20 protein-coding genes and 2 tRNA genes are annotated in these 23,215 nt (G+C 65.5%); 10 read left to right on the top strand and 12 right to left on the bottom strand.

All coding sequences use genetic code 11. The features are described 5' to 3' along the window. Positions 1–3: 3 nt before the first annotated feature. The gene (locus E1832_RS03755; RefSeq protein ID WP_133358395.1) at positions 4–633 is read right to left on the bottom strand and encodes a TRAP transporter small permease subunit; all 630 of its coding nucleotides are present in this window, start codon (positions 631–633) and stop codon (positions 4–6) included. 77 nt (positions 634–710) lie between these two features. Next, positions 711–1,727 (bottom strand): C4-dicarboxylate TRAP transporter substrate-binding protein, encoded by a 1,017-nt coding sequence (locus E1832_RS03750; RefSeq protein WP_133358394.1) that lies wholly within the window; start codon positions 1,725–1,727, stop codon positions 711–713. Positions 1,728–2,239: 512 nt separating this feature from the next. Here E1832_RS03750 and acs point away from each other — a divergent pair. The 4 genes from acs to E1832_RS03730 all read left to right on the top strand — a co-directional run bounded on the left by acs (position 2,240) and on the right by E1832_RS03730 (position 6,692). Then, entirely contained in the window at positions 2,240–4,204 is a 1,965-nt protein-coding gene (gene acs / locus E1832_RS03745; RefSeq protein ID WP_133358393.1) for an acetate--CoA ligase, read from the top strand. 10 nt (positions 4,205–4,214) lie between these two features. Beyond that, positions 4,215–4,904, top strand: coding sequence for an adenylate kinase (locus E1832_RS03740; RefSeq protein WP_133358392.1), 690 nt, complete (start codon positions 4,215–4,217; stop codon positions 4,902–4,904). 126 nt (positions 4,905–5,030) lie between these two features. Continuing rightward, complete coding sequence (locus E1832_RS03735) at positions 5,031–5,531, top strand: flavin reductase family protein (protein WP_133358391.1); 501 nt, start codon at positions 5,031–5,033, stop codon at positions 5,529–5,531. A 132-nt stretch (positions 5,532–5,663) separates the two neighbouring features. After that, on the top strand, positions 5,664–6,692 hold the full coding sequence (locus tag E1832_RS03730) for a calcium-binding protein (RefSeq protein WP_165978791.1): 1,029 nt from the start codon (positions 5,664–5,666) through the stop codon (positions 6,690–6,692). A 53-nt stretch (positions 6,693–6,745) separates the two neighbouring features. Here the strand turns inward: E1832_RS03730 and apbC are convergent, their stop codons facing one another. From apbC to hemA, 4 genes are all read right to left on the bottom strand, one after another. Continuing rightward, entirely contained in the window at positions 6,746–7,807 is a 1,062-nt protein-coding gene (gene apbC, locus E1832_RS03725; RefSeq protein WP_133358431.1) for an iron-sulfur cluster carrier protein ApbC, read from the bottom strand. A 396-nt stretch (positions 7,808–8,203) separates the two neighbouring features. Beyond that, positions 8,204–9,337: a flavodoxin-dependent (E)-4-hydroxy-3-methylbut-2-enyl-diphosphate synthase gene (gene ispG, locus E1832_RS03720; protein WP_133358389.1), complete on the bottom strand. Its 1,134-nt coding sequence runs from the start codon at positions 9,335–9,337 to the stop codon at positions 8,204–8,206. Between the two features lie 109 nt (positions 9,338–9,446). Then, the gene (locus E1832_RS03715) at positions 9,447–10,625 is read right to left on the bottom strand and encodes a helix-turn-helix domain-containing protein (protein WP_133358388.1); all 1,179 of its coding nucleotides are present in this window, start codon (positions 10,623–10,625) and stop codon (positions 9,447–9,449) included. Positions 10,626–10,750: 125 nt separating this feature from the next. Further along, positions 10,751–11,974, bottom strand: a complete 1,224-nt coding sequence (gene hemA / locus E1832_RS03710; RefSeq protein ID WP_133358387.1) for a 5-aminolevulinate synthase — start codon at positions 11,972–11,974, stop codon at positions 10,751–10,753. A 223-nt stretch (positions 11,975–12,197) separates the two neighbouring features. Here hemA and E1832_RS03705 point away from each other — a divergent pair, with 223 nt between their 5' ends. After that, positions 12,198–13,592 carry a M20/M25/M40 family metallo-hydrolase gene (locus E1832_RS03705; protein WP_133358386.1) on the top strand — a complete coding sequence of 465 codons (1,395 nt, stop codon included), beginning with the start codon at positions 12,198–12,200 and terminating at the stop codon, positions 13,590–13,592. Positions 13,593–13,799: 207 nt separating this feature from the next. Here the strand turns inward: E1832_RS03705 and E1832_RS03700 are convergent, their stop codons facing one another. From E1832_RS03700 to hisN, 6 genes are all read right to left on the bottom strand, one after another. Beyond that, positions 13,800–14,468 carry a hypothetical protein gene (locus tag E1832_RS03700; RefSeq protein WP_133358385.1) on the bottom strand — a complete coding sequence of 223 codons (669 nt, stop codon included), beginning with the start codon at positions 14,466–14,468 and terminating at the stop codon, positions 13,800–13,802. Positions 14,469–14,698: 230 nt separating this feature from the next. Continuing rightward, complete coding sequence (locus E1832_RS03695; protein WP_133358384.1) at positions 14,699–14,935, bottom strand: RND transporter; 237 nt, start codon at positions 14,933–14,935, stop codon at positions 14,699–14,701. Between the two features lie 28 nt (positions 14,936–14,963). Further along, positions 14,964–15,040, bottom strand: a tRNA-Asp gene (locus E1832_RS03690). Positions 15,041–15,093: 53 nt separating this feature from the next. Further along, a tRNA-Asp gene (locus E1832_RS03685) sits at positions 15,094–15,170 on the bottom strand. Between the two features lie 265 nt (positions 15,171–15,435). Then, entirely contained in the window at positions 15,436–16,374 is a 939-nt protein-coding gene (locus tag E1832_RS03680) for a pirin family protein (RefSeq protein WP_133358383.1), read from the bottom strand. 781 nt (positions 16,375–17,155) lie between these two features. Next, positions 17,156–17,911, bottom strand: a complete 756-nt coding sequence (gene hisN / locus E1832_RS03675) for a histidinol-phosphatase (RefSeq protein WP_245513801.1) — start codon at positions 17,909–17,911, stop codon at positions 17,156–17,158. 243 nt (positions 17,912–18,154) lie between these two features. On the opposite strand from hisN, the gene E1832_RS03670 reads away from it, so the two are divergent. The 5 genes from E1832_RS03670 to E1832_RS23250 all read left to right on the top strand — a co-directional run bounded on the left by E1832_RS03670 (position 18,155) and on the right by E1832_RS23250 (position 23,035). Continuing rightward, positions 18,155–19,162, top strand: coding sequence for an ABC transporter substrate-binding protein (locus tag E1832_RS03670; RefSeq protein ID WP_133358381.1), 1,008 nt, complete (start codon positions 18,155–18,157; stop codon positions 19,160–19,162). A 75-nt stretch (positions 19,163–19,237) separates the two neighbouring features. Next, complete coding sequence (locus E1832_RS03665) at positions 19,238–20,284, top strand: ABC transporter ATP-binding protein (protein ID WP_133358430.1); 1,047 nt, start codon at positions 19,238–19,240, stop codon at positions 20,282–20,284. Next, positions 20,281–21,963: an ABC transporter permease subunit gene (locus tag E1832_RS03660; protein WP_133358380.1), complete on the top strand. Its 1,683-nt coding sequence runs from the start codon at positions 20,281–20,283 to the stop codon at positions 21,961–21,963. The genes E1832_RS03665 and E1832_RS03660 overlap by 4 nt, the downstream gene beginning before the upstream one ends. After that, entirely contained in the window at positions 21,963–22,715 is a 753-nt protein-coding gene (locus E1832_RS03655; protein WP_133358379.1) for a DeoR/GlpR family DNA-binding transcription regulator, read from the top strand. The genes E1832_RS03660 and E1832_RS03655 overlap by 1 nt, the downstream gene beginning before the upstream one ends. Before the next feature lie 149 nt (positions 22,716–22,864). Continuing rightward, complete coding sequence (locus tag E1832_RS23250) at positions 22,865–23,035, top strand: DUF2254 family protein (RefSeq protein WP_133358378.1); 171 nt, start codon at positions 22,865–22,867, stop codon at positions 23,033–23,035. The last annotated feature ends 180 nt before the right edge of the window (positions 23,036–23,215 follow it).

Raw genomic sequence — 23,215 nt, 5'->3', positions numbered from 1 at the left:
GCTCTATCCCCGCCCTGCAAGCTGTTCGGCCTCGGCCGCCGCCTGGCTCGCCGTGTCCTGGATCAGCGGCACCGCCGCCGGGTTGTGCAGCCCCAGCACCAGCGCCCGGCCATAGCCCCAGGCCTGCAGCACCAGCCGCAGGCACAGCACCGAAAAGGCCACCGGCGCCAACAGCTTGGCCGGCCAGATCGGCAGCCCGATGTCGATCGAGCTGTCGCGGCTCCACAGCGGTGCGCCAAAATCGAAACTGCGCTGGAAATGCGCCCAGCTGCCCCAGACCAGCGCCATCATCAGCACCAGCATCAGCAGCACCGAGACCAGCTCGGCCGCCCAGAGCGCCCGGCCCCTGAGCTGCCCGATCAGGATGTCCATGCGGATATGGCCGCCGTCGCGCTGAACAAAGGAAATCCCCATAAAGGCGACCAGCGGCATCACCTGCTCGATCCAGTCCACATAGCCCGGCAGCGGCATGTTGAACAGATTTCGCCCCGCCACCGAGATCACCGCCAGCACCATCAGGCTGAACACCGCCAGCCCGCTCAGCAGGCCGAGAGACCGCTCCAGTCGCAATAACTTCCGGTCCAGACGGCTCAGCAGGCTGCCGTCCTCCAGCACCGGGACATGTCCGGCCATGGCTCAGACTCCCATTGTCTTGTCTTTATGTAAAACGGCCGGGCCCCGCACGCGGAACCCGGCCCCTGGCGCGTGGCTCAGTTGCCTGCGCGGGTGTTGTCCAGCGTGGTCACCACCAGGTCATACAGCTCCTGCCCCGGCAGACCCTGCGCCGTGATGTCGGCGATCCACTTGTCGCGCGCCGGCACCGCCGCCTTGTCGCGGAACTGCGACAGCACCTCGTCCGAGATCACGACCTTTTCCACACCCTTCTCTTCCAGCACCGTATCCCAGCGCTTCAGCAGCTCGCCGTAGTTGGCCAGGTAATGGGCGATCGCCTCGTCCACCGAACTGTCGAGCGCGGCGCGCTCGGCATCGGTCAGCGCGTCATAGGCATCAGTATTGACCACGACGGGGCAGTTGACGGTGCCCGGGTTCAGGTTCGCGGTCCACCAGTCGGCCCGATTGATGGTGCCAAACGACAGATGCGCGTGCTGGGCAAAGGCGACGGTATCGACCACGCCCGATTCCATCGCGTTATAGGCCTCGGTCGCGGGCACCGAGGTGGGCACGCCGCCCACCGCCTTGAACGCCTCGCCCAGACCGCCGGTGGCCCGCACCCGCATGCCGTCGAACTCGGCCAGCTCATCGCGCGGCTCACCGGTGCCGACCAGGTTGTATTGCGGCATCGGCGAGGTCATCAGCAGCCTGGCGTTCCACTGCGCCATTTCCTTGGCCACGGCCGGATGGGCATAGACGGCGTTGCTGACCGCGACCTCTTCTTTCAGCGTGCTGACCCCGAGAAAGGGCAGCTCCAGCACGGTGATCAGCCGGTTCTTGTCCGGATGGTAGCCGGCGCAGAACTGGGCCATCTCAAACGCCCCGATGGACACACCGTCCAGATTCTCCTTCGGCTTGGACAGCCCGCCATAGCTGACGTTCATGGTGAATTCGCCGCCGGTCTTTTCCGCCACCAGTTCGGCCAGTTTCTCCACATGCTCGGTAAAGGCGCGCCGCTTGCCCCAAACCGACACGTTCCATTCGGTCGCGGCGGCCTCCGACACAAAGGCAACGCTGATTGCGACAGCGGCAACGCCGCCCAACATCTTTTTCATGAACTCTCTCCCAAAGTTGCGGTCAGTTTTCCGGACCGCTTGCGGCAAAGCTATCTGCAACGCCGCGCCCTGCCAACCCCCCGACCGGCCGCGCAGCCGCCGCGCATTCGATCCGCCCCGCCCGGACCCGCGAGTCGCAGCCCGGCCCCCGAGTCCGGAGCGCGGTATGCAATTGCATACCGAAACAAAATGTCACACCACGCCACCCCCACGCAACAGCCCGAAACCCCGGCCAGACCCGCCGCCCCGGCCAGGCCGTGAAAGCCGGGCCGCAAATTTATTGACACCCAACCATTTGATTAAACTGACAATCTCAAAGTCCAATTGGTCCATTTTTACAGTTTAACTCGACCTTCCTGAAAGGGATTTACAAGCAAATCGTTTCTTTTCTGTCGGTTATTCCCTTATTTTCAGTCGCCGATATGATACGCGGCGGAGTGGAATCCGTCGGCCATGCGTGCTTTAGACTTGCCGTGCCGACGAAACGTGACCGTCAGAGGGAGGAGACTGACATGACCAATCCTGCGCAAAGCGAAACCGCGGTTTTCCCGCCCTCGCCCGAAACCATCGCCCGCGCCCATGTGGACGCGGCCAAGTACGACGCGATGTACGCCGCCTCCGTCGCCGACCCCGAGGCGTTCTGGACCGAACACGGCAAACGCATCGACTGGATCAAGCCCTTTACCAAGGTCAGGAACGTCAGCTTCGAGCCCGGCAACATCCATATCGAGTGGTTCGGCGACGGCACCCTCAACGTCGCCGCAAACTGCATCGACCGCCATCTGGAGACCCGCGGCGATCAGACCGCGATCATCTTCGAGCCGGACGATCCCGACGAGGCGGCCGAACATATCACCTATGCCCAGTTGCACCGCCGGGTCTGCCGGATGGCCAACATCCTCGAGACCATGGGCGTGCGCAAGGGCGACCGGGTGGTGATCTATCTCCCGATGATCCCCGAGGCGGCCTATGCCATGCTGGCCTGCGCCCGCATCGGCGCGATCCATTCCATCGTCTTCGCCGGCTTTTCCCCCGACGCGCTGGCCGCCCGGGTCAACGGCTGCGACGCCAAGGTCGTGATCACCGCCGACCACGCCCCGCGCGGCGGCCGCAAGACGCCGCTGAAATCCAACGCCGACGCGGCGCTGCTGCACTGCAAGGACACGGTGAAATGCCTGGTGGTGAAACGCACCGGCGGCCAGACCACCTGGGTCGAGGGCCGCGACCACGACTATAATGAAATGGTGCTTGAGGCCAACGACTACTCCCGCCCGGTCGAGATGAACGCCGAGGATCCGCTCTTCATCCTCTACACCTCCGGCTCCACCGGCCAGCCCAAGGGCGTCGTGCACACCTCGGGCGGCTACCTGGCCTATGCCGCGATGACGCATGAGATCACCTTCGACTATCACGACGGCGACGTTTACTGGTGCACCGCCGATGTCGGCTGGGTCACCGGCCACAGCTATATCGTCTACGGCCCGCTCGCCAATGGCGCCACCACGCTGATGTTCGAGGGCGTGCCGACCTGGCCCGACGCCAGCCGCTTCTGGCAGGTCTGCGAAAAGCACAAGGTGACCCAGTTCTATACCGCCCCCACCGCGATCCGCGCGCTGATGGGCCAAGGCAAGGGCTTCGTCGAGAAATGCGACCTGTCCTCGCTGCGCCTTTTGGGCACCGTGGGCGAGCCGATCAACCCCGAGGCCTGGACCTGGTACAACGAGGTCGTCGGCCAGGGCCGCTGCCCGATCGTCGACACCTGGTGGCAGACCGAGACCGGCGGCCATCTGCTGACCCCGCTGCCCGGCGCCCATGCGACCAAACCGGGCGCGGCGATGAAGCCCTTCTTCGGCGTGCAGCCCGTGGTTCTCGACCCGCAATCGGGCGAAGAGATCCACGAGAGCCCGACCGAGGGGGTGCTCTGCATCAAGGACAGCTGGCCTGGCCAGATGCGCACCGTCTGGGGCGATCACGAGCGGTTCGAGAAAACCTATTTCTCCGACTACAAGGGCTATTACTTCTCCGGTGACGGCTGCCGCCGCGACGCCGACGGCGACTACTGGATCACCGGCCGCGTCGATGACGTGATCAACGTCTCCGGCCACCGCATGGGCACCGCCGAGGTGGAAAGCGCGCTGGTCGCCCATGCCGCCGTCGCCGAGGCCGCCGTGGTCGGCTACCCGCACGAGATCAAGGGCCAGGGCATCTATTGCTATGTCACCCTGATGAACGACCGCGAACCCAGCGAAGAACTGCGCAAGGAATTGCGCAGCTGGGTCCGCACCGAGATCGGCCCGATCGCCTCGCCGGACGTGATCCAGTGGGCGCCGGGCCTGCCGAAAACCCGCTCGGGCAAGATCATGCGCCGCATCCTGCGCAAGATCGCCGAGAATGACTATGGCGCGCTCGGCGACACTTCGACCCTCGCCGACCCCTCGGTGGTCGACGATCTGATCGCCAACCGCGCCGCGACTTAAGGAGCCTTTCATGGACGGAGCCACAACCGTGACAACCGCCCCGGCCGTGCTGATCCTTCTCGGGCCTCCGGGCGCCGGAAAGGGCACCCAGGCCCGCATGCTGGAGGAGAAATTCGGCCTCGTGCAGCTCTCCACCGGGGATCTGCTGCGCGCCGCCGTGGCCGCCGGCACCCCTGCCGGCCAGGCCGCCAGGGCGGTGATGGAGGCCGGCCAGCTGGTCAGCGACGAGATCGTCATCGCCATCCTGCGCGACCGCATCGCCGATGCCGACTGCGCCCGCGGCGTCATCCTGGACGGCTTCCCGCGCACCACCGTGCAGGCCTCGGCGCTGGACGATCTGCTGTCCGAGAGCGGCCAGAAGATCAACGCCGCCATCAGCCTCGAGGTGGTCGACAACGCCATGGTGGCGCGGATCTCGGGCCGCTACACCTGCGCCAATTGCGGCGAGGGCTATCACGACAGCTTCAAGACACCGGCCCGGGACGGCATCTGCGACAAATGCGGCGGCACCGAGATGACCCGCCGTCCCGACGACACCGCCGAGACCGTCGCCAGCCGGCTGGAGGCCTATCACGCCCAGACCGCCCCGCTGATCGCCTATTACGAGGGCAAGGGCGTGCTGCAACGGATCGACGCCATGGGCGAGATCGGCACCATCGCCGGCGCCATGGCCGGAATCGTCAAGGGCGCCCTGGCCTGAACGACCGGGGCCGGCCCGGCACGGGCCGGCCCCCTCCCCATCGCCGCCGAAAGCATGGACAAACGCGCCGGTCCATGGCACGTGGGCCCCTGTGACAGTTTTCCTGTGACAAAGGCGCGCGAGCAGATGACCGAGACCCGTTTTGTCCCCGGCCCCGACACGGCCCGTGCCTTTCGCGACGCGCTGGGCTGCTTTGCCACCGGCGTCGCCGTGGTCACCACCGCCACCGGGGACGGCCCGCTGGCGATCACCGCCAATTCCTTCGCCTCGGTCTCGCTCGATCCGCCGCTGGTGCTCTGGTGCGCCGCAAAACGCTCGTTGCGCCACGACGCCTTTGCCGCCGCGCCCCGCTATGCCATCCATGTGATGAGCGAGGATCAGCAGGCGATCGCCGCCCGCTTTGCCCGCAGCGGCCACGACTTCTCGGCGCTCGACTGGACGCCGGACGCCGGCGGGGTGCCGATCCTCGCCGACTGCCTCGCGCGCTTCGACTGCGCCGCCGAGGCCTGCCACCCGGGCGGCGACCATACCATCATCGTCGGCCGCGTTCTGGGCGCCATGCACCGCCCCGGCCAGGGCCTGATCTACAAGCGCGGCCAGTTCGGCGGCTTCTCCGGCGTGGAATAGACGCAGGCCCCGACATTTTGGGCCGCCCCCGCACCGTGCTACTCTCTTCCCGGGTCTTTCGCCGGCGCGATTCGCCGGCCCCCCCGTCCCCGCGGGACGGCATTGTTTTCAATGGTTTTCAGGAGACAGCACATGGCAACCCTGTCCTTTTCCCCCCTCCCCGACGATTTCCCCACCCTTCCGCTGGGCAGCAACCTGCAAAAGCTGTTCAGGGTCGACGGCCCGCTCACCGCCGATGACAGCCTGATCGAGGCCGCGACAACCTTCCGCTACTACTCAGGCCCGCCCGATTACGAGACCCGCACCTCCATCCTGTCGGTCGAGATCGCCGGCAGCTTCACCTATGGCCCACTGGCCACCGTCGCCGGCACGGTGACCGGGGTCACCATCGGCCTGGGCGATACCGAACTGGTGACGCTGCGCGACATCTCCGCCGATGCCGCCGCCACCTGGGTGGCCATGATGGGCAGCAAAAGCCCCCTCGCCGTGCTGCTCTCCGGCGACGACACGATCACCGGCACCGCCGGCTACGATACCCTGTCCGGCTACGCCGGCGACGACGTCATCCACGGGATGGGCGGCAACAACACCCTGTCGGGCGGGGCCGGCAAGGACCGGCTTTTCGGCGGTGACGGCTATGATTTCATCCGCGGCGGCGCCGGACGCGACCGGATCGTCGGCGGGGATCGCGGCGACAGCCTCCAGGGTGGTGGCCAGCGCGATGTGATCCGCGGCCAGGGCGGCCGCGACTACATCAATGGCGATAACGGCAATGACCTTCTGCTTGGCGGGCGCGGCAACGATACCATCTACGGCGGCCGGGGCAGCGACACGCTCTCGGGCGGCGGCGGCAATGACCGGCTGCTGGGCGACGGCGGTGACGACAGCCTCAGCGGCGGTGCGGGAGAGGACGCTTTCGTGTTCGCCCGGTTCGGGGTCAGCGGCAAGAGCGGCAGCGACACCATAACCGATTTCGAGGCCACCGACACGATCAGGCTTGGCCGTATCGAGGATGCCTCCGGGGTGATCGTCGCCCAGGACGGGGCCAACGTGACCATCGCCATGGCCGATCCCGAGGTCGACAGCCTGATCACCGTTTTGGATGCCACCGCCGCCGAGGTCGAGGCCGCGATCAGCACATCCTCCTGGGTCTACTACTAGGGGCCGGACGCGGCAGGGCGAGCCGCGGCCCGCCGAACCGCCCCCCCTCCGGCTCAGACCACGCCCTGCGCCATCAGCTCGCGCGCGGCGACACGGAACGCCGCCGCCTGCGCACTGTCGGGGGCAGCCGCCACCACCGGCGTGCCGGCGTCGCCGGAAAGCCGGATCTCCAGGTGCAGCGGGATCTCGGCCAGCAGCGGAACCCCCAGCTTTTCCGCCTCGGCCCGAACGCCGCCATGGCCGAACAGATGTTCCTCATGGCCGCAGTTGGAACAGATATGGGTCGACATGTTCTCGATCATGCCCAGGATCGGGGTCTTGAGCTGGCGGAACATGTCGATGCCCTTGCGCGCATCCAGCAGCGCCACGTCCTGCGGCGTGCAGACCACAACCGCGCCATCCACCTGAAACTTCTGGCTCAGCGTCAGCTGCACGTCGCCGGTCCCCGGCGGCAGGTCGATCAGCAGGACGTCCAGCTCGCCCCAGGCGACCTGGGTCATCATCTGCTGCAACGCCCCCATCAGCATCGGACCGCGCCAGACCACCGCCTGCCCCTCCTGCATCATCAGCCCGATCGACATCATGGTGACGCCATGGGCCTGCAGCGGGATGATGGTCTTGCCGTCCGGGCTGGCGGGGCGTTTCGACACCCCCATCATGCGCGGCTGCGACGGCCCGTAGATATCGGCATCCAGCAGCCCGACCTTCTTGCCCTCGGCGGCCAGCGCCACGGCGAGGTTGGCGGCGACGGTGGATTTGCCCACGCCGCCCTTTCCGGATGCGATCGCGACGATATGCTTGACCCCCGGCACCGCCTGCGGGCCCGCCGGTTTCGGTTTGGCCGCGGCCTTCAGATCCGGCGGCGCCTTCTCGGAATGCGCCGTCATCATCACCGAGGCCTTGGCCACGCCGGGCATCGCCTTGACCCGCGCCTCGGCTGCCGCGCGCACCGGCTCCATCGCCTCGGCCTGCTTCGGGTCGATCTCCAGCACGAAGCGCACCGTATCCCCCTCGACCGCCAGCGCGCGCACGATCCCGGCGCTCACGATATCCTGCCCGCTGCCCGGATCGGTCAGCGCCTTCAACTCCTCCAGTACCGCCTCGCGCGTGGTCATGTCGCTCGCTCCTTCGTTGCTCATCGTGCGCCTTTCTGCCCCAGCGGGACCGGCGCCACCAGTCCCCCCGGTGCCGCAGGCGGCAAATTTCGAGTCTGATATATGTCTTTTGGCGGCCGTGCCCAGCCATCAAGAATTCACGCAGTGCATGCAATCGCCTGCCGACAGTGCATTGCTTTGCAATGCACGACAGGCGGCCTGCGGCCTTGATTCCGCGCTGGAGCGCAAAAGCTCGGAGGGAGGCTTCAAGTCGTCTCGATGTATCGCTTTTCCGGACGAAGCTCTCATTCCGGGATGTTGTACAAAACGCGGCGAAAACTCTCCAACCCGGCCTTTTCGCCGGATTCCGAGCGCCGCAAACCGTACAAAACGCCCTCGAAACTCCCCGAAACGGGCCTACTCGGCCGCCTCTTCCGCCGCCGCGGCCGCCACGTCCAGCGCCTCGGCCCGCTTCTCGACCTCTTCGACGATATGGTCGACCATCTTCTCGTTGCTCATCTTGTGGCTTGCCTTGCCGGCCAGATAGACCATGCCGGACCCGGCGCCGCCGCCGGTGAACCCGACGTCGGTCATCAGCGCCTCGCCCGGCCCGTTGACCACGCAGCCGATGATCGACAGGGACATCGGCGTCTTGATGTGCTCCAGTCTTTTCTCAAGGATTTCAACGGTCTTGATCACATCGAACCCCTGCCGCGCGCAGGACGGGCAGGAGATGATGTTGACCCCGCGATGCCGCAGCCCGAGGCTTTTCAGGATCTCATAGCCGACCTTCACCTCTTCCACCGGGTCCGCCGACAGGCTCACCCGCAGGGTGTCACCGATGCCCATCCACAGCAGATTGCCCAGCCCGATCGCCGATTTGATGGTGCCCGACATCAACCCGCCCGCCTCGGTGATGCCAAGGTGAATCGGCGCATCCGTCGCCTCGGCGATCCCCTGGTACGCCGCCGCCGAGAGGAACACATCCGAGGCTTTCACGCTGATCTTGAAGTCGTGAAAATCGTTATCTTCCAATAGCCTGATGTGCTCCAGTCCGCTCTCGACCATGGCCTCGGGACAGGGTTCGCCATATTTCTCCAGCAGGTGTCTTTCCAGACTTCCTGCGTTCACCCCGATCCGCATCGAGCAGCCGTGATCGCGCGCCGCGGCGATCACCTCGCGCACCCGCTCGGGGCTGCCGATGTTGCCCGGGTTGATCCGCAGGCAGGCCGCGCCGGCCTCGGCCGCCTCGATCCCGCGGCGGTAATGGAAATGGATGTCGGCCACGATCGGCACCGGGCTTTCCGCGACGATGTCCTTCAGGGCTTTCGCGCTGGCCTCGTCCGGCACCGAGACCCGCACGATATCCGCCCCGGCCTCCGCCGCAGCCTGCACCTGAGCCACAGTCGCCGCGACATCGGTGGTTGGCGTGTTGGTCATGGTCTGCACGGTGATCGGAGCGTCGCCGCCCACGGGCACATTGCCCACCATGATCTGGCGCGACTTGCGGCGATAGATATTGCGCCACGGGCGCACGTGGTTCAGCGACATGGGGGGCCTGTCCGTTCGATCCTGTGTCCGTTACCGGCCTAGATAGGCCGCGCACCGCGCCGCCGCAATGGGCCCGTCGACCGGGCCCCGTTGCTGGCCACGCTACTGACTACTGACCGGAGGTCTGTGCCTCGGCCACCATGCGGGCGAGGTCGCGGTCCTGCTCCAGATCGGCGACCTGGAAGCGCCCCGAGATCTCCTCGGTCGAGAGGGGCAGGTTCGAGGTGACCACGCCGCGATCGCCCACCGGCCCGAAATGCTGCCCGTTCAGCTCGAAATAGATCGCCCCGGATTCGCCTGCGCGCAGGGTTGGCGGCTCTTCGGTGGCGGGCACCTCATAGGTCTGGCCACTTTCCATGATCCCCTCGAAGATCACCGTGCCGTCGGCGGCCCGTACCCGCACCCAGGAGGGGCGCACCGCCACCATCACCAGGTTCGGCGCGGGATGCTCGACAACCTGCGGCACCGGCTCGTCGGTCCGGGTCTGGCCCGCCGATGCGGTCTGCACCTGCGGCAGTTCCGGCGCCCGCAGGGTGCCGACGCTGCGCGGATCGAGGGTGGAGATCGGCGCATCGCGCGCCACCAGAACCGGCACGTCCAGCGCCTGAGGGCGGTAGAGACGATCAAGCGCCTCGGCGCTCGGCGCGCTCATGCCGGCGCTGCTGCCCGGACGGGCGGCGCCCGCCAGAGGGTCGAGATCGGTCAGCACCACCGGAACCTGTTCCACCGGTGCGACCTGCACCTGTTGCACCTCTTTCAGCACGGCCCAGCCGCCGTATCCGATGCCGCCGATCAGCGCCAGCAACACCAGCGTCGACCCGACGGCGCGCGGCTCGATCTGGCTGAAAACCCCCTCCCGCTCGGGGACAAAGGGGGTATTCGGCGCGGTAAAGGGATCGCGGACGCCGCCGGCGGCGGATTTCTCGATCCTGCGGGCCGGTTTGACGCCCGAGGCCTTTTCGGACATGCCATGGGCCACCGAAAAGCCGCTCTCGCGGCAAAAGGCGTCATAAGCCTCGTCCGGGTTCATGTTCAGATAGCGGGCATAAGAGCGCACGTAACCGGCGATGAAACCGGGAGTGTCAAAGGCGGCAGGATCGGTGTTTTCAATGGCGGCGATATAGCTGGCCTTGATCCGCAGATCGCGCTGCACATCCAGCAGCGATTTGCCCATGGTCGCCCGTTCGCCGCGCATCACGTCGCCGAGCCGAAGCTCGAAATCATCGAACCCCTTGATCTCGGCGATCAGGTTCTCTTCGGCCTTGCGCTGCGTTTTGCGCCCAATCATCCCTGCCGTCCCGTGCCGCCTGCCACTTATAAACATTCACGCTGAGGAATCGCTGATAGATTCGTCTGCGACTGTTCTTGCGACAAACCTACCACAGCTCAAGCAAATTGCACGGAAATCGGGAATTACCCGGCCAGTTCGGCACGATTCAGCGCACAGTGGGACCAAAGTTCGTCCATCGCGCGCACCAGCTTGTCCATTTCATTCGGGCCATGCACCGGAGACGGGGTGAAGCGCAGCCGCTCTGTCCCGCGCGGAACCGTCGGGAAATTGATCGGCTGGACATAGATGCCGTAATTTTCCAACAGCATGTCCGAGAGCTTCTTGGTGTGCACCGGATCGCCCACAATCACCGGAACGATATGCGAGCCGTGGTCGATGATCGGCAGGCCCATCGCCTTGAGCCGGGTCTTGAGGATCTTGGCCTGAGTCTGATGCCGGTCGCGCAGCTCCTGGTCGCGCTTGAGATGGGCGACGCTGGCCGCGGCGCCGGCCGCAACCGCGGGCGGCAGCGAGGTGGTAAAGATGAAGCCCGGCGCATAGGAGCGGATGGCATCGCACATCCTGGCCGAGGCGGCGATATAGCCGCCCATCACGCCGAACGCCTTGGCCAGCGTGCCGTTGATGATGTCGAGCCGGTGCATCAGCCGGTCGCGCTCGGCCACGCCGGCGCCGCGGGGGCCGTACATGCCGACCGCGTGCACCTCGTCGATATAGGTCAGCGCGCCGAACTCGTCGGCCAGATCGCAGATCGCCTCGATGGGGCCGAAATCGCCGTCCATCGAATAGACCGATTCAAAGGCGATCAGCTTGGGCGCCCGGGGGTCGTCGGCGGCCAGCAGTTCGCGCAGGTGATCCACGTCGTTGTGGCGGAAGATCCGCTTGGCCCCGCCATTGCGGCGCACACCTTCGATCATCGAGGCATGGTTCAACGCGTCGGAATAGATGATCAGGCCGGGAAACAGTTTGGGCAGGGTGCTCAGCGTTGCGTCGTTGGCGATATAGGCGGAGGTGAAGACCAGTGCGGCCTCCTTGCCGTGCAGATCGGCCAGTTCGGCCTCAAGACGCTTGTGAAAAACGGTCGTGCCCGAGATGTTGCGGGTGCCGCCCGAGCCGGCGCCGGCGGCGTCGAGCGCCTCATGCATGGCTTCGAGCACCACCGGGTGCTGCCCCATGCCGAGGTAGTCGTTGCCGCACCAAACGGTGATGTCACTCTGGGTGCCGTCGGGGCGGGTCCAGACCGCGTGCGGGAAATGGCCGTTCCGGCGCTCGATATCGATGAAGGTCCGATAGCGGCCCTCGTCGTGGAGCCGGGCGATCGCCTCATCGAGTTTCTCGCTGTAGTTCACCGGCTATCCCCCTCTGGCTGGCTCTGAATCGCCCCACATGGACAAATTCATAGACGTGCATATCACCCTGATAGACTTAATTGCATAAAGAACGCACATCTTTCAATCAACTTGTTAGACCCGGTTAGATTGTCGCAACCTTGATCTGAATCAACGGATCGCCACTGGACAGGGAAACCGACCTTGATAGGGTCGCCCCAAATTCCACTATAGGAGACATTCAATGTCGCTTGACGCCGTGCTTGCCCGAATCGATACCGATCTGCCCGGATCCATCGATCGGCTGATGGACCTGCTGCGGATTCAGTCCGTTTCGACCGACCCCGCCTACAAGGCGGAATGCGACAAGGCCGCCGACTGGCTGGTGGCCGATCTGAACAGCATCGGCATCGCGGCGCAGAAACGTCCCACTCCGGGCCACCCGATGGTTGTGGGCCATGTCGGCGACGAGGGCAGCGACGCCCCGCACCTGCTGTTCTACGGTCATTACGACGTGCAGCCGGTCGATCCGCTGAACCTGTGGAACACCCCGCCGTTCGAGCCGCAGATCGAGGAGACCCCGACAGGCAAGGTGATCCGCGGCCGCGGCGCCAGCGACGACAAGGGCCAGCTGATGACCTTCGTCGAGGCCTGCCGCGCGTGGAAGGCGGTGAACGGCGCCCTGCCCTGCCGCATCACCTTTTTCTTCGAGGGCGAGGAAGAAAGCGGCTCGCCCTCGCTGGTGCCGTTCATGGAGGCGAACGCCGACGAGCTGAAGGCCGATCTGGCGCTGATCTGCGATACCTCGATGGTGTCGCGCGGCGTGCCCTCGATCGCCTCGCAGCTACGCGGCATGCTGAAGGACGAGTTCACCATCACCGGCCCGCGCATCGACCTGCACTCGGGCCACTACGGCGGCCCCGGCCTGAACCCGCTGCGCGAGATTTCCCGCATCGTCGCCTCGTTCCACGACGAGGAGACCGGGCGCGTGGCCGTCGATGGTTTCTACGAGGGCGTACACGAGGTCCCGGCCGAGCAGCTGCGCCAATGGCAGACCTGCGGCTTCGACGAGGCGGAGTATCTCAATTCCGTCGGCTACACCGTGCCCCATGGCGAAAAGGCCTATTCCACACTGGAGCAGCAATGGGCGCGGCCGACGCTGGAGGTCAACGGGATGTGGGGCGGTTACAACGGCGCCGGCTCCAAGACCGTGATCCCCTCCCAGGCGCATTGCAAGATCACCTGCCGGCTGGTCGGCGATCAGGATCCCGACGCGCTGCGCAAGCATATCCGCAAACATGTCGAGGGTCGCCTCTCGCCCGACGCCAAGGTGACCTGGGACAACGACAGCGAAGGCTCGCGCGCGCCGGTGATGAACATCGCCCGCCCCGAATTCGAGGCCGCGCGCGGCGCGCTCAGCGACGAATGGGACCGCGAGGCGGTTTTCACCGGCATGGGCGGATCGATCCCGATCGCCGGGTTCTTCAAATCGGTGCTGGGACTCGACGCGATGCTGATCGGTTTCGCCAACGATGACGACGCGATCCACAGCCCGAACGAGAAATACGACGTCAAAAGCTTTCACAAGGGCATCCGCAGCTGGGCCCGGGTGCTGGACGCGCTGACCCAGGCGGGCTGAGCGCGATGGCAGCGGCGCCCGCGGGATTACCCGGGCGCCGCTGCCGATCCGACTGTCATCCGGCCCTCCGCCGATGACCCTTCCGAAAACCTGAAACACCCGCCCGGGGCGGCCCGTTGACCGGTGCCGCCGGGCGGCTCGCTCTGTTTGCTGACCTCGGCATCGGGCCGGCGCCCCCGGCCCGGTTCAGATCGGGCAGGCGATACGCTACGCCGCCGCCACCTCGTCGACGCCGCCGTAATAGGCCGTCACGTTACGCGAGATCCCCATCGCCAGCGCGGTGCTGGCGGCAATGGCGACCATCTCGCCGCCGTCCTCGATCACCTGCATGATGGTGTCGAAGCGCATCGGTACCAGCATATGAATCATGTCGGCGATCACGCCGAAGAGCACCAGCAGCAAGAAACACATGAAGAACGGCAGGACGATCCCGGTATCGCCCGGGCGGCGGCCGCCCCAGAACCACAGGAACACCGCCAGCAGAACCAGGCCGGCAAAAGCCCAGGCCAGAAGCTCGCCGTATTCCTGAGGGCCGAGGCCGAAGGTGACGGGAATGTTCAGCGCCTCGCTCAGCTTCTCGCCCACGCGTTCATGATATTGCGCGGAATCGTCAAGCCAGATGAACCCGTAAAGTGCGGTCAGGAACACAAAGACCCGGGCGCGGACCTGCATATAGGCCATCAGCAGAAAAACCGCGGCCGAGAAGGACAGGCCGTGATTGAAACTCTCGGTCACTCCCTCATCCCAGCTTGGGTTCAGGTTGCGAAACAGCGCGTGCGCGATCCGCGACTGTTCATCCCAGATCCCGGCAATGGCAAAGACCGCCACCAGCGCGACCGTCACGCACATCAACACGGTGGAGGTGCGGCACGCCACATCGTCCCGCAGCAGGAGTTTCAGAAGCCGTCCCGCATCAGAGACGCCGCCCCGGGGTTTGGAAAGGTGAATGGAAATCTGCTCTCTCCGTCAATGAAACATGACCCGTCCGGCGAAATCTGCCGGACCGTTTTCAATTAAGTGTCAGTCATGTAACGGATTGGTGTCAAGCCCGGCAGGCCCGGTGCGCAGACGTTCCCGCGCCCGTCCGCCGCGGCGGCGCCAGGGTGTCAATCCGGCGCGGCGCTCCGCAGGCGCCAGGAGCGCCCCGCCTTGCCCAGCAACAGCAGCCAGGGCGCCGCGTGCAGCGCCAGATCGAAGAGGTCGATGGGTCGGCCCAGCGTGCCGTCGGCCAGCATCTGCAGCTTTTCCCAGACATGCGGCGCGGGCACAAAGGGGGCCAGCCCCAGCGTGACCGCCAGCAAAAAGGCAAACTCCCAGGAAATCCGGTCGAAAAGCGCGCCCATCTTTGCAGGAATCTCCTTGCGACGAAAGTGGCGCGGTTGACGGGGCTCGAACCCGCGACCCCCGGCGTGACAGGCCGGTACTCTAACCAGCTGAGCTACAACCGCGCATGAGTCTTTCGACTTCGGCCCGATAACCCCCGGACCGGGGATGGCAGCGATGGCGCGGTTGACGGGGCTCGAACCCGCGACCCCCGGCGTGACAGGCCGGTACTCTAACCAACTGAGCTACAACCGCTCACTGCCCGCCCGGACGCGCCGGACGTTGGGCTGTATTATGGCCACGCCCCTGCCCCGTCAAGCCGGGTTTGCGGATTTTTGCAGGTTTTTTCGGCCCTGCCCGGACGCATTGGCGCGGGGCGACGGACCGTGCCCGCCCGGCCCGGCCAGGCCGGTCCTGACGCCCCGCATGGCGACCGCAACACCGCGCCCGCCCGGCCTGGTTCAAGGCATCAGCACGTCCCGCCCGCAGCCCGTCGCACGGATGACGGCGCACGGCCCGATCATACCTTCGGCAGCGGGATGAACTCCGCGTTGTCCGTGGGCGGCAGCCGGAACCGGCCATGCGCCCAGTCGGCCTGACGCCAGGCCTCTTTCGCGGCCTCGATCCGCTCTTTCGAGGAGGCGACGAAATTCCACCAGATATGGCGCGGCCCGCCCAGCGTGGCGCCGCCCAGCAGCATCAGGCGCGCCCCCTGCGGCCCGGCGCGCAAGCTGATCCGGTCGCCGGGGCGGAACACCATCATCCGGCCAGCCCCGAAAACCTCGCTGGCGACCTCGATCGTGCCGGCGATCACATAGGCGCCGCGGTCCTCGTGATTGTCGGGCAGCGGGATCGCCGCGCCGGGGTCCAGCACGGCATCGGCGTAGAACATCTCGGACGGTGTGCTGACCGGGGCGCGTTCACCCCAGGCATCACCCAGGATCAGCCGCACCTCCTTGCCCTCGCCCCGCAGCAGCGGCAGGCTGTCTTTGGGCGCATGGACAAAACCCGCCGGGCCGTCCTCGCGGTCCTCGGGAAGCGCGATCCAGGTCTGAATGCCGAAGAGGTCATAGGGCGCCTTGAGCATGTCCCCGTCGACGCGTTCGGAATGGGTCACCCCATGGCCGGCCGTCATCAGGTTGACCGCGCCCGGATCGATCCACTGGTCGGTGCCCAGCGAATCCCGGTGATGAAACCGGCCCTTGTAGAGATACGTCACCGTGGCCAGTCCGATATGCGGATGCGGGCGGATGTCGATCCCCTGACCGGTCAGAAACTCGGCCGGGCCCATCTGATCGAAGAATATGAAAGGACCGACCATCTGCCGGCGCGGGGCGGGCAAGGCGCGGCGCACCTCGAAGCCGCCAAGGTCACGGGCCCGCGGCACGATCACGGTCTCGACGGCATCCAGCGTGCCGGCGGCGGGCAATTGCGGGTCAAGGGCGGGGTTCCAGCTCATCTTGCGGTCTCCTGTCTGGGGGCAGGATAAACCTAGGTTCGCGCATCAACGCAAACCACTCGAGAAAAACCATACGAACTGTGCAAATTCGCACAGCCCTCCACGACACGCGGGGATGGGTTGGTGGGTGATGAGAGATCCGAACTCCCGACATCTTCGGTGTAACAAGTGCGCCCTTGGCCAAGTTAATGATTTTTGGACAGCAGGACGCTTTGTAAACGGGGTGTTTTCACGGTTTGTCCAAGGTTCTTAACCTTCGTCAGGTTCACCGAACCACTGCACGCTTCATAAAATGAATGCCGCCGCCGCGATACTCCTGCTGCTCACCTACGCCGTCATAGACGGCGACGACCTGCGCGCGGGTGGTATCGCCATTTGGCTTTGAAGCATCGACGCAGCCGAGATGCACGAGGCTGGCGGGCCAGAGCCCCAGGCGGCGCCGGGGGGCTCATGGGATCGAACTGCGATGCGAAGTGATGGACGTGGATCGCTATCGCCGGTTCGTGGCGCGCTGCGATCTGCCGAATGGTCGCGATTTGGCCTGCGCACTGGTGGCAGGCGGATGGGCGCGGGACTGACCCAGGTATTCCGCCACGGCCTATGCTAGATGCTGATGGATCAAGAAAGTGACGCGATCGGCCTGCTTCCGCCGCTCATGCGCCGCACGGCGGATGACAACTGCCTGCCCCGAACCCGACGTTTGTTCCGACGTCATCTCTACCAAGCGCCGTCCGCAGACCCTTGGACAATTCACGCGCGGGTGTCTGAACGCTCTCCCGGTTCAGGACAAAGCTGCCAGTGCCTCCTGGTGAAGGGCCGCGCTGGCCGCGGCGATGACATGGCCGTCCGAGTGCAGGCCCAGGGGGCCTCCCTGCCAGTCGGTGATGACGCCGCCGGCGCCTTCGATCACTGGCACCAAGGCCATGTAATCGTAAGGATGCAGGCCCATTTCGAACACGAGGTCGACGTGACCCGAGGCCAGCAACCCGTAGGCATAACAATCCCCCCCGAAACGGCGCATGCCGACCTGTCCCGACAGCGCCTCGAATTTCCCGCTTCCCGCCGCGTCGAACGTGTCGGGCGTCGTGGTGTAGAGTGTCGCGTCAGCCAGTCTGGTCCGACCGCTGGTGTGGCAGGGGGTACCGTTCAGTGTTGTCGGTTTGTCGTGCAGCCCCATCCAGCGTTCGCCGGTCGGCGGTATCGAGATGACGCCAAGTTCGGGGGCCCCGTCGGAAAGGCAGGCGATCAGTGTGCCGAAAGTCGGCATGCCTGAAATGAAGCTCTTTGTCCCGTCTATCGGGTCAAGCACCCAGATATGCGCAGATTCCAGGCGGGTGTTCTCGTGCTCTTCGCCAAGGATCCCATGTGCCGGAAACTTCTGAGCGATCCTTTCACGCATCTTCGCCTCGATGGCGCGGTCCGCCAGGGTGACCGGCGATTGATCGGCCTTTCTCTCCACGTCCAGAGGTTTACGAAAATAGCTCATCGCCATGGCGTCGGTCACGTCGGCGAGTTCATCGGCAAACCGCGCCAGCATCTCCGGTTCGAGTGGTATCGAAGGGCTTTGCATAAATTTTCCCAGTTTGTGCGGTCTGATAGGTCGTCGCGGTCCGTTACGGAAATTAATCTGTAGACAAACTGCACAAAAGTGCAAGACTACACAAATATACCCAAACCCAGACGCAGCGGGCGTGGCAATCAGAACGGGTCTCGGCGAAGACCCGCGCCGCAGGGGCAGGTACCGGCTCAGGAACGCTTGGACCAACAAGGAGAGACGACAATGACGATCTGGACCAAACTCACCGCGGCTTCGATGGTCGCCCTGTGTTCGGCGGCAGCAGCCTCTGCTGACGCGATCACCGTCTACACCGCCCTCGAAGAAGAGGAAATCGCGGCCTATGTCGAGGCGGCGCAGAAGGCGATGCCCGACACCGACATCAACGTGTTGCGCCTGTCCACTGGCAAGCTCGGCGCGCGTCTTCTGGCCGAGGCGGGCAACCCGCAGGCCGATGTGGTCTGGGGATGGGCCGTCAGCGCCATGATGGATCCCCAGATCCTTGAAATGCTGGAACCCTACGCGGCCCAGGGCGTCGATGTCCTGCCCGCCAAGTTCCGCGACGAAGGCGGCAAGTGGTTCGCACCGATCGGCTATATGGGCGCGTTCTGTGTCAACACCGCGCGGCTGGAGGAAAAGGGCCTGCCGATGCCGGCAAGCTGGAAAGACCTCGAAAACCCCGCCTTCAAGGGCGAGATCCTGATGCCTGACCCGAATTCCTCCGGCACCGGGTATCTGCACGTGAACGCGGTTATGCAAAGCATGGGCGAAGAGGCGGGCTGGGCGCAGCTCGAGGCGATCGACCCGAACATGGCGCAGTACACCTCGTCCGGCTCAAAGCCCTGCAAGTCCGCCCGTGTCGGCGAATACACCGTCGGGATTTCCCTCGCCTTCACCGCGATGCAATCCGTCGCGGAAGGCTATCCACTGGCCATGGTCTTCCCCGAAGGCGGCGTCGGCTATGAGCTCGAGGCCTCCGGCCTGATGGCCGGCTCGGACAACAAGGAGGCGGCGAAAGCCTTCCTTGACTGGACCATGTCGGACGAGGCGATCGGCCTTTACCAGCAGTACAAGGCGCTGATCACCGTGCCGGGTGCCGATGCCTCGCAAGCGGCCGAGGATGCCGGCCTGCCGTCGGATATCTCGACGATCCTTGCGGATATCGACTTCGTCCAGGCGGCCAAGAACCAGACCGCCGTCAAGGCCACCTGGAAGGAAAAGCTGGGCCGCTGATCGCGGTCCGGGCGGCCGCTCCCTGCGCGCGGGCCTTTCCGGGCCCGCGCCAAATCTGAAGTAGACGTGAACACCATGTATCTGACCGTCCGCAACGCGACGAAAACCTACGGCCCGTTTACCGCGCTCGACAGCGTATCGATCGAGATTGAACAGGGCGAATTCGTTTGCCTGCTGGGGCCGTCGGGCTGCGGAAAGACGACGCTGCTGCGGCTGATCGCCGGGCTGTCCAGGCTGGATGGCGGCGACATCCTGCTGGAGGGCGCGGCCCTGTCCGACCTGCCGGCGCGCAAGCGGGGATTCGGGATCGTGTTCCAATCCTACTCGCTGTTTCCCAACATGACGGTGGCGGAAAACATCGGCTACGGGCTGAAGATCCGCGGAACCTCCCGGTCCGAGATGGCGCGACGGGTGGCGGAACTGCTGGAGCTGGTGAAGCTGCCGGATGTCGCCGACAAATATCCCGGCCAGCTCTCGGGCGGTCAGCAACAGCGGATCGCCCTGGCTCGGGCCATCGCCGTCGATCCGCGCCTGCTGCTGCTGGACGAACCGCTGTCGGCGCTGGACGCCAAGGTCCGGGCCGAGCTGCGAGGCGAAATCCTTCACGTTCAGCGCACGCTGGGAATACCCACTCTGATGGTCACCCACGACCAGGAGGAGGCGCTGGCTCTGGCCGACAAGATCATCTGCATGAACCACGGGGTCGTGGTGCAGGCCGGGACACCGGAAGACCTCTATCAACGCCCGAAGACCCGTTTTGTCGCGGAGTTCATGGGGATAAGCAACCTGCTCTCCACAGACGCGGTACGGCGCGCGTTCCCGGCTCTGTTGGCAACGCGACCGGAGGGGCCGGATGACAGGGTCGTTGCCTGCCTCCGACCCGAGCAGATCGGCCTGATCCCGGCCCCGGACGGCAGCGCCACCGCCACCGTGCGCGGCATCAGCTTTCTCGGCAACCTGCGACGGCTGGAGGTGGACAGCGCGGTCGGGCCGCTGATCGTCGAAACCCACGGCGCGGCCCCCTGCCGCGAGGGCGATCGTGTAACCCTGAGCATCGCGCCGGAGGCCTGCACCTGGGTGGCCGATGACATGGCCCGCCAAATGGCCGAGAGCCCGGCATGAGCGCCGTCGAGACGGCCGCTTCTTCCGCACGCCGGGGGCCGGACGCAGACCGGGTGCTGACCTTTGTCTGTGTCGGGCTGCCGCTTCTCGGGCTCACCCTGTTCTTTCTCTACCCGATGGCGGTCGTGTTCCTGCGATCCGTGACGGTCGGGGACGGTTACGGTTTCGAGAACTACAGCCGGGTTCTGGGCTCATCGGGATTCTGGCGCGCCACGTTGCATTCGATGCTCATGGGCGGCGCCACGACAGCGCTCAGCGTGCTTCTGGGGTTCATCATCGCGCACGGGCTTCATCGCTGCGCCTTCCCGGGCAAGTGGATGATCCGGGGCGTCATTGTCCTGCCGCTGCTCGCACCCTCGCTGGTGCAGGCGCTCGGGCTGATCTTCCTGCTGGGACGCAACGGCGTGATCAGCCGGGCGCTCGGTATCGAGATCGAGATCTACGGCTTCTGGGGGCTGCTGATCGCGAACACCCTTTATGCCCTGCCTCAGGCGGTGATGATCATCGGCGCGGCGCTGGTCCTGCTGGACGCGCGGGCCTACGAAGCGGCAGAGGTCATGGGCGCCTCGCCGTCGCGCCAGTTCCGTGACCTGACGCTGCCGGCCGCGCGCTTCGGCCTCCTGAACGCGGCCTTCGTCTGTTTCACCATCACGATCACCGATTTCGGCAACGCGGCGGTGATCGGCGGGGATTATTCGGTGCTGGCCACCGAGATCTATTCGCAGGTGGTCGGCCAGCGGAACTTCAACATGGGGGCCGTGGTGGGCATCATGCTGCTGCTGCCCACGGTTGTCTCCTATGCGATCGAGCGACAGGCAATGAAGCGGCAACAGACCGGACAGGCCACCGGGCAGGTGCTCTACCGGCCGGACTTCGCGCCGCTGCGCGACATCGTCATGGCAGCTCTGTCGCTGCTGATCTGCGCGGCGATCGTCGCGGTCATCGGCATCGTGGTCTACGCCAGTTTCGTCACCCTGTGGCCCTACAACATGGCACTTTCGCCCAAGCACTACGACATCAGGCTGGCTGGTGGCTATTCGTCGCTCTGGATCACCATCGTGATTTCGCTCATGGCGGCATCGGGGGGCACGCTGGCAGTCTTCCTGCTGGGCCTGGGTCTGCGCCGCCTGCCGCGCGGCGCGGCGCAGGCGATCCAGATGCTGGCGGCGATGCCGGCCGCAGTGCCGGGGATGGTGCTTGGCCTTGCCTACATCCTGACGTTCAATTCCACCGCAACCCCCCTCTACCTGCTCTACGGCACGGCGGCGCTGATCGCGATCATCAACTTCTACCACTACCACACCCAGAGCTTCCTGACCCTGATGACCGGGTTTCGCCAGTTGCCGCAGGCGCTCGAGGAGGCGGCCGGCAGCATCGGCGCCGGGCTGGGGCGCACGGCCATCGACATCGTCGCGCCCTTCATCGCGCCGATGCTGGTCTCGGTCTTCTTCTTCCTCTTCATGCGCTCCATGGTGACGCTGTCGGCGGTGGTCTTCCTCACCACCCCGGACCTGAGCGTCGCGGCGGTGACCATCATGCGGCTGGACGACGCCGGGCTGACCTCGCAGGCGGCGGCCTTTTCCACCTGCGTCATGGCGGTCGTCTGCCTGGCGCTGCTGAGCATGAAGGCGATCCTGGCCCTGATGGGACGCCGCCGCCGGACCAAGGGCGCGGCCTGATGTGGGCAGAGGAACGTCACCAGCGGATCCTGTCCATGCTGGCAGCCAACCGACAGGTGAACGCCAACGATCTCGCGGACCTGCTAAAGGTCTCGCGAGAGACCGTGCGGCGCGACCTGCTGAACCTCGAGAAAAACGGACAGGTCAACCGTGTCCACGGCGGTGCGGTTCTGCCCGAGCCACGTTCCGAAGAGCCGTTCCGCCAGCGCATGACGGCCCAGATCCGCGCCAAGTCCGAGATCGCACGGAAGGCGGCCGGTCTTATCCAGCCCGGGCAGACGATCTTGGTCGATGCCGGCACGACCACGGCCATCTTTGCCCGCGAACTCGCGAAACTGTCGGGCGTGTCGGTGATTACCAACTCGCTGGATATCGCGACGACGCTTCAGGGCGCCGGCAAGGAGGTTCTGCTGCTCGGGGGCAGGATGGTTGCCGACGTCCCCGCAACGGCGGGGGAGCTTACCCTGTCCGAGATCCGCAGGTTCCAGGTTGACCTCTGCTTCTCCGCTCCAGTCGCGGTTCATCCGATCAAGGGTGCATTCTTCTACGATCTGCAGGAAGCCGAGATCGCCATTGCCATGGCGGCACAGGCGCAGCGCTCGGTCATCCTTGCCGACCAGAGCAAGCTCGGAGAAACGAGCCGCGTCCGGTCCCGGGAGGTAGGAGAGATCGACACGCTCGTGACGACCCGGGCAGCGGCAACAGAGCAGATCGCGGCCTTCCGTCTGGCCGGTGTGGATGTCGTGACCTGAGGGCCGGTCGACGCTCATGAAGCGCGACCAAATTGCGCACCGCAGCGCAGTGTTTGCGGGACTCGCGCCTCGGCAAGCTCGTGTGCTCGCAGAACGTCCTGACGCAAGCGACGCCGGAGCGCCGCGCGGGATCTTCAGTCTCAGGGGCCATGATCCTCAGCCTGAAGGGGCCCGTGAGGATTGGACCGGAACCCCCATCATCCCGGAGACCGCTTCTGCGTCTAGGCGCGGAGAGTGCGCGAGCGATCCTGTCGGCCATCGCCGGATCCATGATCACGGTCGCGGTCGTCACATTCTCGATGACGGTGCTGACACGGTAGTGCCTCGGCAAAGAGACTCGCCTGCCGCGTGGCGTTCAGACCCGATGACCAAAACGCCAAGGGGGAGAAATGTCAGGAAATTCGCCTCGTGGCCGCGGCCCGTGTATTTGCAAGGATATCGCAGAAGCCCACTTGAAACTCTGCGCTCAAACCAGATGTTAGAGACCGATGTCAGCGGCC

The sequence above is a fragment of the Antarcticimicrobium luteum genome (assembly GCF_004358185.1).
Taxonomy (GTDB): domain Bacteria; phylum Pseudomonadota; class Alphaproteobacteria; order Rhodobacterales; family Rhodobacteraceae; genus Antarcticimicrobium; species Antarcticimicrobium luteum.
Note: the sequence above shows the minus strand (reverse complement) of the source record. Positions and strands in the feature narration are given on the sequence as shown.